This is a genomic window from Myxococcales bacterium, assembly GCA_016706225.1.
Taxonomy (GTDB): Bacteria; Myxococcota_A; Polyangia; order Polyangiales; family Polyangiaceae; genus JADJKB01.
This window is the reverse complement of sequence record JADJKB010000021.1, coordinates 1,200,815-1,212,866: the sequence shown is the minus strand read 5'-3', so window position 1 is coordinate 1,212,866 and position 12,052 is coordinate 1,200,815. Positions and strand designations below refer to the sequence as shown.

The 12,052-nt window shown below is 66.9% G+C and carries 15 protein-coding genes; 5 read left to right on the top strand and 10 right to left on the bottom strand.

Annotation, left to right across the window (positions count from 1 at the left end; all coding sequences use genetic code 11):
* Positions 1–2 precede the first annotated feature (2 nt).
* Positions 3–1,217, bottom strand: coding sequence for a hypothetical protein (locus IPI67_30090; GenBank protein MBK7584443.1), 1,215 nt, complete (start codon positions 1,215–1,217; stop codon positions 3–5).
* Between the two features lie 1,123 nt (positions 1,218–2,340).
* Here IPI67_30090 and IPI67_30085 point away from each other — a divergent pair.
* Positions 2,341–2,775, top strand: coding sequence for a type II toxin-antitoxin system VapC family toxin (locus IPI67_30085; protein MBK7584442.1), 435 nt, complete (start codon positions 2,341–2,343; stop codon positions 2,773–2,775).
* A 219-nt stretch (positions 2,776–2,994) separates the two neighbouring features.
* Here the strand turns inward: IPI67_30085 and IPI67_30080 are convergent, their stop codons facing one another.
* The 8 genes from IPI67_30080 to IPI67_30045 form a co-directional block, all read right to left on the bottom strand.
* The gene (locus IPI67_30080; GenBank protein MBK7584441.1) at positions 2,995–3,168 is read right to left on the bottom strand and encodes a hypothetical protein; all 174 of its coding nucleotides are present in this window, start codon (positions 3,166–3,168) and stop codon (positions 2,995–2,997) included.
* Between the two features lie 2 nt (positions 3,169–3,170).
* The gene (locus IPI67_30075; protein ID MBK7584440.1) at positions 3,171–3,389 is read right to left on the bottom strand and encodes a hypothetical protein; all 219 of its coding nucleotides are present in this window, start codon (positions 3,387–3,389) and stop codon (positions 3,171–3,173) included.
* A 356-nt stretch (positions 3,390–3,745) separates the two neighbouring features.
* Positions 3,746–5,080 (bottom strand): transposase, encoded by a 1,335-nt coding sequence (locus IPI67_30070; GenBank protein ID MBK7584439.1) that lies wholly within the window; start codon positions 5,078–5,080, stop codon positions 3,746–3,748.
* 237 nt (positions 5,081–5,317) lie between these two features.
* Positions 5,318–6,166: a hypothetical protein gene (locus IPI67_30065; protein ID MBK7584438.1), complete on the bottom strand. Its 849-nt coding sequence runs from the start codon at positions 6,164–6,166 to the stop codon at positions 5,318–5,320.
* A 74-nt stretch (positions 6,167–6,240) separates the two neighbouring features.
* The gene (locus tag IPI67_30060; GenBank protein ID MBK7584437.1) at positions 6,241–6,936 is read right to left on the bottom strand and encodes a recombinase zinc beta ribbon domain-containing protein; all 696 of its coding nucleotides are present in this window, start codon (positions 6,934–6,936) and stop codon (positions 6,241–6,243) included.
* Positions 6,937–6,963: 27 nt separating this feature from the next.
* A complete protein-coding gene (locus tag IPI67_30055; protein ID MBK7584436.1) occupies positions 6,964–7,719 on the bottom strand; it encodes a recombinase family protein in 756 nt (251 codons plus the stop codon).
* Between the two features lie 129 nt (positions 7,720–7,848).
* On the bottom strand, positions 7,849–8,199 hold the full coding sequence (locus tag IPI67_30050; GenBank protein ID MBK7584435.1) for a hypothetical protein: 351 nt from the start codon (positions 8,197–8,199) through the stop codon (positions 7,849–7,851).
* Between the two features lie 43 nt (positions 8,200–8,242).
* Complete coding sequence (locus tag IPI67_30045) at positions 8,243–8,425, bottom strand: hypothetical protein (protein ID MBK7584434.1); 183 nt, start codon at positions 8,423–8,425, stop codon at positions 8,243–8,245.
* Positions 8,426–8,706: 281 nt separating this feature from the next.
* Between IPI67_30045 and IPI67_30040 the strand changes: the two genes are divergently transcribed.
* Together IPI67_30040 and IPI67_30035 are read left to right on the top strand one after the other, a co-directional pair.
* A complete protein-coding gene (locus IPI67_30040; protein MBK7584433.1) occupies positions 8,707–9,069 on the top strand; it encodes a hypothetical protein in 363 nt (120 codons plus the stop codon).
* 136 nt (positions 9,070–9,205) lie between these two features.
* Complete coding sequence (locus IPI67_30035; GenBank protein MBK7584432.1) at positions 9,206–9,838, top strand: type II toxin-antitoxin system VapC family toxin; 633 nt, start codon at positions 9,206–9,208, stop codon at positions 9,836–9,838.
* A 258-nt stretch (positions 9,839–10,096) separates the two neighbouring features.
* Here the strand turns inward: IPI67_30035 and IPI67_30030 are convergent, their stop codons facing one another.
* Positions 10,097–10,234, bottom strand: coding sequence for a hypothetical protein (locus IPI67_30030; protein MBK7584431.1), 138 nt, complete (start codon positions 10,232–10,234; stop codon positions 10,097–10,099).
* A gap of 347 nt (positions 10,235–10,581) precedes the next feature.
* Between IPI67_30030 and IPI67_30025 the strand changes: the two genes are divergently transcribed.
* Both IPI67_30025 and IPI67_30020 read left to right on the top strand, forming a co-directional pair.
* Positions 10,582–10,986, top strand: coding sequence for a hypothetical protein (locus IPI67_30025; protein ID MBK7584430.1), 405 nt, complete (start codon positions 10,582–10,584; stop codon positions 10,984–10,986).
* Entirely contained in the window at positions 10,977–11,576 is a 600-nt protein-coding gene (locus IPI67_30020) for a hypothetical protein (GenBank protein ID MBK7584429.1), read from the top strand. The genes IPI67_30025 and IPI67_30020 overlap by 10 nt, the downstream gene beginning before the upstream one ends.
* Positions 11,577–12,052: the final 476 nt, after the last annotated feature.

Below are 12,052 nucleotides of genomic sequence, written 5' to 3'. Positions count from 1 at the left end.
GTTCACAAACAGTACTCCCGTTCCAACGGAATGCCTCCGCTCGCGAGGCACTCGGCCTTCGCCACAAACCCAGCCCCGGCACCCGCGCCGCAGCACACGAGGGTGCACTGATCCGCGGCCAGCGTGGCTCCTCCGCACGAGCCCAGGCGCATGAACTGGACCGCCAGCGGATTCTCGGAAACCACGCAGCACTCCGTGCACGCGGCATCTGGCAGCGCAGTTCCCGGGCACATCATCATGGGCGCCCAGTACTTTCCACCCCCGTTTTCGCAGCAAGTCCACTGGAAGGAGACCACGGCCGGGTCCTGGATGCTGGGGTCTGGGTAGAGCGGCGTCAGCGGGTTCGACGAAGGGACTCGTCCCAGCTTGCGGTTGTACGTCCGGAAGCGCTCGGCGAACTCTGCAGCTTTCGTTCGCGCCACACTGCAGTCGTTCGGGGTGAGCGTGTGCCCGTTGCACGGCTGTGCGCCGCACATCAAGTTGGCCGGGTCCGAAACGTGCCCGGCGCCAAGGAGAACGTGCCCGAGCTCGTGTGCGAGCACGGTTGCCTGGTCGGAGTCCTCGCGATCGATCTGAGCGTGCACGTTTTTCGAGGTCTTTCCTCGGTAGTTGCTGCAGTGCGCGAAGCCGAACTCCGCGAAGGCCGGCTGCAGTTCGTCGAGCAGCAATGCTTTGGCCGGTTCGCCGATCGCGGCTGCAACCAGATCGCGAATCGAAGCCTCTTCTGCGAACTCCATGACTTGCGGATTGGGATCGCACGGAGAGGATTCATGCTCCGCGTCGAACTTGAACCCCGCGACGACCTGGAACTGGATCCCGCACTGCGTCCAGATGTCGTCGGGGGGCTCGTACCAGAGCTCCGGCGCGGCGGTGTCGGCCGCGTTCCACGGATTCGGCGCGGAGTTGATGTTGGACCCTTTGAACGGGATGTAGTCGATGAGCGCTCGTCCGCGCGCCAGGAAGTCCTGCTCGCTCGCCGGACCCGCCAACGGCTGCGTCTTGATCCAGGAAATCAGCACCACGGGAACGACCAGAACGTCCGGCGCCAACTGGAACCACGTCGCGGAAGGAGAGGGGTAGAGTCCGATGCCGCCGCAGAGGTGCGCTTGCGCCACGGCGTAGGAGTTCTCCGGAATGAGGTTTCCGGTGCGCACTGCCCAGTTGAGCTGGGTGCCGCTCCACCCTCCCGTCGATTGACTGCCCTGAACAGGTCGCATCGGCGTCGCCCAATCATCCACTTCGAACGGCGGCGGCCCGAACTCGTAGGTTCGTATCGTCCCATAGCAGGAGCCCGAGTACTGGTGCGAATACTGTCCGACCCCGTTCCACCAGTTCCCGCCGGTCGTGTTGAACCATCCCTGGAACCACGGGTTGTCGCTGCGAGGCTCCCCCCCCCCCCCGCCCCCCCCCGCGCGCGGGCCGTTCACCGTACCGGCCCCGGGCTTGGCGTCCCTGGCCCCCCCCGGCCGCGCGGGGGTCGTCCCCCCCCCCGCCCCACCCCGCCCGGGCCGCCGCCCCCCGGCGGCCCTCGAGGTTCTGCGGCGTGAGTGCGTGCGTGCGTGCGTGCGTGCGTGCGTGCGTGCGTGCGTGCGGCCTACCCCCGAGCCACCTCGCCCGGTGGGCGCGAGCAGCCCCCGCGGTTTCTTCGCGCGCGTGCCTCGGTGGGTCGGGCGGTGCGCTGGGCGATGCGGCGTCCGCCCGCCCGGGAAGCCCCCGCCGCCCCCGCCCCACCGGCTTCGCCTCCCCCTCCACCTTCGCGTTGCGATGGCCGCGGCCCCTCTCTGTCTTTCTGGGGCGGCGTACCCGGTGGCAGCGACCGGAGCCACTCCTGGATGTCCGGGTGGAGCCTCAGTAGCGCCAAAATGGACCCCACCCGCATCGCCGAAACGCCTTCCCTGGCGGCGATGGCCGCCCCGGTCCGCACCGACCCCTGCTCCAGCTCGCGCCGCCAGGCCTCGGCCTGCGCCAGCAGTCGCGTGATCGGCGGCGGCTCGGTCGGGATGGGCCTAGGTCTGGCGACCTTCCTGGTCCCCTGCACAGTAAACCGACTCCGAAAGTTCGTACTTGTGTCGGGGTTGGCGCACTGCCTTTCTCTTGAAGCGTTGGTGGGCTACCCTTCCCTCGTGGCGTCCCACCCTGCCCCTGGCCTACACGAAGACCTCGTGCGCGCCCTCGCCAGCCTTCGTGAGGAAGAGCGGCGCGCTGTCATCGCGGCCGCTGAGCGGGCGGCCGTCGAGCCACGACCCCACGTCGTGGCCTCGTGGCGCTCCCTTCGGGGCGCTATCGGTGTCGTCAAGGGCGAACGAGCTGACGCGATCGAAGACACGGCCCATCTCTACGATGGCTGAAGTCGTTCTGGACGCCAACGTGATCGTCGCGCTGCTGTATGCGGCCGACTCGCAACACGCGCGCGCGGTCGAGCTTACCGAGCGCTTGGAAGCAGAGGGGCATGGCCTCGTCTTGGTCGATTTTCTCGTCTTTGAGGCCCTATCGGTCCTTTGTCGGCGAGCAGCGCAGCGCAAGACTGCACCGCCTGACCTCAACGCCGCAGTAGCGATGATGCGCAACTGGTTCGACGACGGCGAGGTGCGCTTCCTCGCCCGCGAGCAAGAGCGCCTCGCCCCGAGCGTGCTCGACATCGTCGCTGATAGCGCAGGTGTGCTCAACGCAAACGACGCCCTACTCGTTGCTCTGCAACGCGAAGCGGCCATCGACACCCTCGCGACGTTCGATCGCAACTTCGAGCACGTTGCCGAGTTCGAGCACACCTCATAACGTGTGACGGCAGGCCAACGCGCCAATCGATTCCGACCGACGACTCAACTGCGCCGCAGAGACTTCGGTGACGGGGTTCGCAACGAAACGACAACCTCGTGGCCGCCATTGATCGTCTCACTGCTTGCGCGACCTGTTTAATCACTGCCTTCGCGAGATTTCTGCGCGCCCACTCATTCCGATGCGCCGCTCCCCGAGCCACAGCGGCCGCCATGTAGATCAGGCGTCTGCGCGGAGCGTCCGCAGCTCGGCCAGCGTCGAGAAGGCCATGCTGTCGGTCAGCGCCGCCAGGGCTCGCTTGGCGCGGTTGCGGCCCCGCACGCGGTTGATGCCGGTGGTGCTCAAGCCGCGGCCCTGCCAATCGGGCCCACCCCGCTCAGATTGTCTACGCACGGTCAGATGAAGTTGCCGGCGGTCGCCCACAGCGGCGTCGCATCGATTTCGCAGTCCACTTCGGGTTGACCTGGACTAGTCCAGGCGATTTTTCCGTGCGTGAGCTGCGCGACGAAGCCGCGGGTCTCCGGATCGACCTGGCTGAAAGTCAGCGGCCGCTCGGCTGGCCAGCGTAGCGCGTGCCGGCGAACCTCGATCGGGTAATAAGCGCTGGGTGCCATCACGGGCACAGCTTGCCCAATAGAGGCCTGCGTTCGGCAGGATCACATAAAACGCGAACGCAGTGCGGCCACTCGTGTCGTAACACTCCAATAGGTTGATGCCCGGCAATCAGTTACCTCGTGTCCTTGTCGTTCTAGCTGTAAACTAGTGGACCGCAAAATCAGCGGGCGCCTGCCCGCGTAGGCCGAGCGTCAATGCTCGACTGCGTGCCCCGCCGGTACAGGGGGCCGAGGCGGTGGTGCGAGCGAAGCCAGCCGTCGAAGGGCTCGGGCTTCACCCTGGGAGTCTGCGTGTGAACTTCCCCCATCGCGCGCGAGAAGGCGCGGAACTCTTCGGAGACTAGGGAGACCAAACGCTACCCGGGCGCCAAGCCCGTGCGCGCCGTTGACCGCGCAACCGCGGACTCGTAGGATCCGGATCTCACGAATGCGTCTAAGCCTTCGTTAACATAAGTTAAATTACACGCCAGTCGGGATCGAAGGCGCTCCGTTCCGTAGCCGCTGGCCTTGCTGCTGTCCAGTGCGAGAATGACCTCCGCGAGATCGTCGGGGCTAACGAGGAGGGGACCGGTGAGGACTGGTAACTCTGCGATTCTTGCGACTTCAGGATAGCTCCGGAGCAACACATCGATGCGTTCGATCCCGAACAGTTCGACGGTCGTGGCCCCCGATGAATCTTTGATCCGCTTGCGCAAGTCGCCGTCAGCGACACCGGCGAGCCGACGGTTGGAGAAGAGGAGGTAGTGTTCAAGTTCTCCTGCGGCGACGAGTGCGGCAACGCTAGGCAGTTCTTCTGTCAACACCGCGGAAGCAGCGTCGCCGGAGAAGTCAGCATCGCTGAACTTTGCGCACGGATTTTCGGTGTGCTTCGCCTGAATGACAAACTGGCCTTGAAGCGGGTTTGTGGCGCTCGGAAACTTGCTGGCCGCGCCGTCAAACCGAGCGTCCCGGCCCCCGTCTGGACCACTCGAGAACGGCTGTACACCGGGGCCGAGCAACTCCAGGCACAATGCGTCATGCGACGTGGGCGGCGGCGGCGGAACGACTCGCGCTCGCCACTTGCTCGCTGCGGCGAGAACCCCTGCGTACCTGATGGTGTGGAAGCCGGGGGGCGGCACCGTGGTAGCAAGTCGGACCAGGAGCGCCAGTGGGTCGAGGTCGAGCGCGAAGGTTCCGTCACTGAAAGGCCTCTTGAGCTCGATGCGGACGAGGTCGTCGGCGATGAGCCGGACGCGCTCCTGCGCAATCGGCGGGCGCAAGATGTACTTGCACAAGGCCTCTCGTCCAGTGGCGTCGCCGGCCTTGGCCGTGGTCGCGGCGTGGAGAGAGAATCCCCCTTCAGCGGCGCATAGCGCCTTGGTGTGCTCGAGCTCCGAGCCGCCGCGCAGCTTGATGGGGTCTCGACGGCGCAGTGCGGGACCGGCGGGCAGCGTGCCCGCCACGGAGGCGGCGGCGAGCTCCGCGAGCGCGGGCTCGCGGTCGGCCAAAGCGGCGTCGCTCGTGACCGTGTCGTCCTCGAGCACGCCTTTGCGCCGCAGCAGCGCAAGGATGCGCGCGCGGGCGATCTGGAGCAGATCGCCGACATCGTCGTTGGTGAGGAACGGCGGTGGATGGAAGGCGAGCTCGCCGCCGGCATCTCGGCGTAGACGCCATCGAGGCAGACGAGTGCAGGTGGGGATTGAGTCGCAAATCCGACGAAACGCGTTGCACGACCGTGACGGCGCCGCTCTTGCCGTCGGCGATGCCGCGAGCGCGCATGTGTCGTTGGTACCAGCCGAGCACGGAGTCCAAGAACGCGCGACTCACGCCGCCGAGCAGCTCGCCGTCGTAGGCGAGCCTCGCGCGCAGCTCGAACGGCAACGTGAGCACGAGCTGGCGCAACGGAACGTTTGGGATGACGTGCTCCACCAGGTCGGCCGCGGTGGCCGTCATTCGGCGACCTCCGCACGACGGGCAAAATCCGCGCCCCCTGCAGCAAAACGCCACGACTTTTCGCTCGCGACACTCCGGGCAAGCGAGCACCGCAAAACCGTGCGTGCGGACATACTACGGTTCCCTTTTCTTACCGTTGCGCATTCGGTCAAAGAGGTCGGTTTGGGGCGCGTGATCTGCGGAAGAAACGTCGATTCGCCAGCACTCGCGGTTGCGCACGACAGTGCGGACCGCCCGGAGCTGCCCTGCTTGACCAGATGGGCAACGAGCGACTTTGCCAGGCCAAGGCGGCGTGCCGCCTTCGCTAGCCCGACCCAGTTCTCCGGCGCGGAGCCGCTGGTCAGGCGACGTCGAACGTCTTCGGTGAGCACGATCCGCCAGGGAGCCTTTTCGGTGGCTTGCTGCCCCGACAGCGTGCCGTCGCGGAGCCAGCGATGGATGGTGTGCATTGAGACGCCGAGCTCGCGCGCGGCCTGATCGGCGGTGAAGGGGCCTTCGCGCTCATCGCGCGGTTTGGGAGTTGGACACTTCGGGATCTGGTGACTGCCACGAAGCGACAGGACGCTCGACTTCGTGAAGGCGCGTCCCAGGCCGCTCTTGTGCCCTTGCCGGTTGAGGATGCCGGCGATCTGCACGTCGTCGAACTCCGTCGCCAGTTTGCGCACCAGTTCGATGATCTCCTCAGAGGTGGCGTGTGCAGAGGGACCCTTTGAGCGGTAACGGACGAGGTCACGATCCGTAACCGCACCTCCCTTCCACACGATGCGCAGCAGGTGACGTTTCTCGTCGCTCTTGACCTGCACTTCCTCGATCAGCGCACGTAGCAGGCGCTTGCGATCGCGCACGGTCGTGCTCGGTGCGCTCCATACCTCATGCAGGTCTTTTCCGAGCTCCTGGGCGCGGGCAAGCTCTTCGTCGCTCAGCGGACGCTGGGTCCTGCGCGTCCGCGCCGCTTGCGCGCGCAGCGCTTCGAGCTCGACCAGGCCTCGTTCCAGCGCCGCTCGAGCTCGCGGGCCACGGTGCGGTTTTCGGGCTCTACTGCCGGGTACTGCCACTCCGCACGCTGAGCCTCGTACTCGGCCTTTTCGATCTGCAAGTGCCAGGAGCGCTCTGTCGCCTCGATTTCGAGCCGCAGCGTTTCGCCCGCCAGCGCCGCCGCTTCAATCCCGGCAGCGGCCGACACGTCGAGGAACGCCTCGACCACCAGCGCTTCGATGCGCTTGCCGCCAATGAGCTGGCAGTCCTGCCCTGCGACGGCGGCGAGCGGACGCGAGCAACGATACTGCAGCGTCCGAACGGCGCGCTCACCGCCGTAGTTGACGTACATGCGCCGGCCGCAGTGCCCACAACGCATCAGGCCCTGCAAAAGCGCTCGACCTTCACGAGCGGCTCCTTGGTGAGCTTCGTCGGCGGGGACTGGAATCACGCTGTTGGCGCGCAGGCTCTCCTGGTTTTTGAGGAACGTTTCGAAAGAGATGTATGCCGGATGATGGTCCTTGATCAAGACGGGCCAGTCGACCATCCCCCGCCGCCCTCGCCGCAGCGACAGCTTCTGCGTCTGCGGATCGAGCTCGCGCAGGGGTTTCGCTGCGTCCGAAGACGAAGGCGCCGCCATAGATCGGGTGGCGCAGCATGTTGTGGATCATCCGGTAGCCGACCGGAACCCAGACGATCGGATGCGACCTCGGCAACATGCGACGCACGGAAACGGCAGGCCTTGCTCGCGCCACCACAGGTACACCTGACGGCCGGCACCGAGCTCCTCGAACTTGTGGAACACGCGGTGCACGGCGGCCTGAACTGCCTCGTCGCTCGACATCTCGAGCTGCCTGAGCTCGTCGAGGTCGTAGCCCGCCGGCGGGATCGTGAACGCTTCTCCGCGGCGGGCCTTACTCCAGCGCGCCTCGACCATCCGGTGCACGGCGCTGTCACGCTCGAGCTCACTCACCTGCCCGCGGATGCCGAGCACCATGCGGTCGGCGGACGACGACGGGTCGTACACGCCGTGCTCGTCGGCGATCAGCGTACCCGTCCAGCGACACAGGTACACGAGGTGATGCCAGTCGGAATCGTTGCGCGACAGGCGCGACACCTCGAGGCTCATCACGATGCCGACCTCGCCGCGGGCAACGGCGGCCACCAGCCCGCCGAAGCCGGCGCGTGCTCCGGGCAGCGCGCCGCTCTTGCCCTGATCCTCGTCGATGACGAGGACGCGCTCGCGGCTCCACCCCAGCGCGAACGCCTCGTCGGCGAACGCGTACTGCCGGCGCTGGCTTTCGAGGTTGCCGCGCACCTGCTTGAGCGACGACTGCCGCACGTAGACGAAGGCCAGGCGCGCCTGATGCTCGACTCGTACCTTCAGACGATCCCCATTCGATCCACTCGGTCCAGTCATCATCGATCTCCTCCTCGCTTCTTTTCACTCTTGCTCGTCCGACGGGCAGCAGCGGCGATCAGCCGCGACCACACGGCGACGGCTTCGCGTCGGCATTGTTCCGGCAGTCGCTTCCACAACGTCGCGAGCCCGTCACCTCGCAGGTCGAGCGTTGTCTGTTTCGGCATGCGATTCCTCCTCCAGTGGAGACACCGCATCCGCCACCGCGCACAGGTCCGCAAGCGGCGCCGACCCGTCACGCGGCACGTCTTGCTTCAGCCCGCGGCGACGTAGCATTTCGAGGAGCTCGAGCATTTCCTTCAGCGCATCGATGCTGAAGATCGTGTCTGGTCCGTGCGGCGCCGACTCGCCGTCGGCGTCCGTCCAGGAACGCGGCACTCTCATCGTGCCGTCCGGCAGGCGCACCACGATGTGCTTGGGACCGCCTCGCATCACCTCGAACCGCTGTCCCTCCAGCGGATGGTGACGGCGCGTGAGCGTCACCTCGGGCGGCGTAGGGTGAGTGCAATACTGAGTCTGTACGTGCTTACCCTCGTGCGAGCACACCGCAGTCGATGAAACCTTCGAGCTCGTCTCTCACGAAGCCGGGCAGCGGCGAGGCGAAGCCGTCCTCCGCCGCTGCGTACAGCGTGCGGAGGTTGTCGAGCACAACCTGGTAGAGCGCAGTCGTCTCGGGACGGCGGCGTGCGTACGTCGGCTTGCCGGACACGACGCGTACCTGCGCAATCGGCGTGCCCGCGACGCATGCCTGCGATTGCGGCTACTTCGCGCACGCGAAGGGTGGCGTTGGGCGCTTTCGCCGGTGGCGATCGCCACCTCGCGGGCGTGTCTGCGCCATGCTCCTCGCCGACCCCCTTCCGGGAGGCAAGGCGGGGCACAGGCCGAGGTCGGGCTGCCCCCGCCAGCACGTGGGTGCTGACGCTCCGCGCCCGGCCCGACGCGTCCCCCCCTTTCGCGTGAGCGCGGGCGCCACCCTCACGCTTCCGTGCCTTGGGAAACTTCAGCAGCGCCCGCGCTCACCGAATTTGGGGGACCGGCGGCGCGTCAGCGCCGACGAGGGGGGCAACCACACTCGACGCACTGAACGGCTCCGAGCCCGCCAAGAAGCTCCTGGGGCAACGCTTGGCCCAGGCCGAGGCCCAGAAATGGACCTGGGACGCGCTGAGCGGCCGCACCTTGCTGGGTAAGCTCCTGGCCAAGCGGGGCGACCCGGTCGGCGCCCGGCGTGAGCTCGCGCTGGCGAAGCGGCTGGCCGAGGCCACCTCGAACAAGCTCGTCATCGACGACTGCGAGCGCGCGTTGGGGGAGCTGGGCAGGACGGCGCGGGCGAGTCAGAAGCCGGCGGCGGGATAGCCGAGCCAGGGGTAGCCAGCACGCGGTCTTCCTCTGAGGAGCGTTTCCCTGCTCGCTAGAACGACGAGCCGACACGGCCGCGACTTGCGGACCCACCCGACGTGCGGCATAACTGCTGAACAGTTATGAGGCACCCATGAACTTCAACCTCTACGTCGATGCAGCGACCGGCGCGCGCCTGGACCGCCTGGCCAGGCGGCGGCGGACTACGCGCAACGCCTTGATCCGTGAGGCGGTGAGCCGGCTCCTCGATGGCACCGGCGACGCCTGCTGGCCCCGGGAGGTCGTCCTGTTCGAGGGAGTACCGCGCGCCTCGCTTCGAAGCCGAGCGGCGGAAGCTACGCGCGCCACGCAGGGATCCGCTCGCGTGAAGTATCTGCTCGACACCTGCGTTCTCAGCGACTTCGCGCGCGGCGATGACGTGACCTTGGCTCGCGTCAAGGCCACTGCGCCTGCAGAAGTGGTGATATCCAGCGTTACGGTCATGGAGGTCGAGTTCGGTCTGGCTTTGAATCCTGGACGCGCTCGAAAGCTCGCGCCAGTGCTTCGTGCCATGATGGCTGCCGTGACTGTCGCTGCCTACGACTCCGCCGACGCTCACGCCACCGCCGCTCTACGTGCAGCGCTCCAAAAGAGGGGGCGCCCAATCGGTGCTTACGATGCTCTCATCGCTGGCTGCGCGCTTGCCCGCGGCCTCGTGCTCGTGACCTCGAACGAGCGCGAGTTCGGGCGCGTTTCGGGGCTCGTCGTCGAGAACTGGCGCGTTTGACGCGACTAGCTGGTTTCAGTCCCAGAAACGCTGTGGAGGTTCAAGTCCTCTCCTTCGCACTATAATTTCGAGAACTTGCGCAGCTCGTGACAATTTGCCGTGACGATTGAGGCGTCCCCGGCACTGCCGGCGTGCATCGACCGATCCCGTCTGCCGCCGGAGTGTCCATCTCCGCGCTGGTTCGCGAGATGCGACGATGATCGTCTACTTCGATACGAGCGCGCTCGTCGCGACCTACGTCGTCGACGACTGCACGGCTCAGAACCGGAGCGGCACGTAGTTCGGCGGAATCGTACCGGACGCGCGCTCCGAGCGCGTCTCGCCCTCGGGGCGGAGCAGGAAATACGCGGCGATGCCCAGGCCCACGGCCAGCGCCGCGCCGCCGCTCACGAGCATCCAGGTGCAGTCCAGTACGCACTACGCCTGCCCGGACCTGCGGGGGTACTGGGGTGACTACTTTGGCCTCACACAGTTTCAGAACGTGGGGTACACGCTAGACTTGGGCTTCTTGGGTTCCGTCAAGGACCCATGGCTCAACGCCTCGACCTTCTCGGTCTCCGCCTTCCGGCCCCCCGGGTCCCCATCGCCTTGCAGCACCGCAACCAAGGTTTACTCAGCTCCCGTGGACGTCCAAGCATTCACCTGGCCGAGCTCGATCTATGCCCTACCACCCTTTTGAGCGTGCGGGCCAGGCCGCCATCTGGCTGGCAGTCGGCGTTGTGGTCGCGTGCTGCGGCCGGGCGGTGGAGACCAACCTCGACCCCAAAGCCAACCCACCGCCCGAGCAGCCACCCGGCGCAGATGCGGGCGCCCAGGCCAACCCCGACGCGGCGGTGAGCGAGACAGACACAGGAGCGCCCGATGCAACCAGCGGTGATGCCGGCAGCTCGGACGCGCCGAGTGCAGAAGCTGCTTCCTCCGACCCGCACTGGGACGCCGGTCCCAAGAGCTGCGCGGACATCGGGAAATTCCCGGGCGAGGCTGCGTGTTGCCAGGGAGGCTACTGCTCTGGACATTGCTGGACACCGAATAGCGGTTGTAGCTGCGGCACGACCCTGGGCGGATGCATCTGGCCAGCCGTCTGCTGCGCAGGACTTTGTGTCGGTCCGTGCAACTCCAACTGCGGGGGAGAAGCCAAGTGCAACTGACTCGAACGCTGGCGCTTGCAGCGGTAGCGCTTTCCGTCGTCCGCTGCGGGGCGCGGGCAGACCTGCTGGATTCGACCTCCGCTGGCACAGGGGCTAATGCCGGGGCGGGAGGCTTCGCATCGCCGAACGCCGGCGCGGGCGGGTCGGCAGCGAGTCCGAGCGGGGGAACGAGTGCACAGGGAGGCGTCGGCGCCTCGTCGCCAGAGCTCGGCGGCGCGGGCGGCGGGGCTGAAGGGCCCGCAGACAGCGCACCTCCAGCAGATGTCTCGGCGCCGGGCAAGGACGGTTGGGATGCGTCGGGGAAAGGAGGAAAGCTCAAGTTGCCCGACGCCAGCACGCCCGACGTGTCGGACGCCGATGGCCCCGGCTACGTCGTGATCGACGGCGGCAACGACTGCCAGAAGGAGTGGCTCGGCGCGGTCTTCGCCTATCAGAGTTGCTGCAACGGCGTGCTGTGCCGCGGCGAGTGCGTGGTGTTCGACGGACAGCAAACTCCCACGTGTTACTGCGCGGGCCTGAAGGGCGGTTGCCCAGCACCTCATCACTGTTGCATGGCCACCCACTGCGACTGGCCAGACTACTGCCAATGACCGCGCGTACGCGCTGGGCACTCCTCGGGGCCTGCCTTGCAGCCTCGGGCGCCGTGTTGCTCTGGCCGACCGCGAAATCGCCTCGTCTGCACAAGCTCGGGCTGGTGGTCGTACTTCGGAGCAACGTTTCGAGACCAACGGAGGCAGTGGCGACCAAGAGGGCACAGCTGCGCTGCGGAGAGCGCGAGTGCGATGCGCGGTTGGAACAATGCTGCGTGGGATACTCGGGGGCTGCGCGCGAGTTTGGTGCTGAGTGTGTATCGAACGCCGCGCCCTGCCCTTCGGGTTCAGTGCCGGCATCCTGCTGGTCAGACGCGGAGTGCCGCGCCACCGGCTCGGTCTGCTGCCTCGACGACACGGGCGCCCGCTGCAGTGAGGAGTGCGGCAACGGCCAGCAGCGCATCTGTCGCGAGGACGAGCACTGCGGAACGCCAACCGCGGCACCGCAACGCCCGCGGCGACTTCGCCTCGCGCTG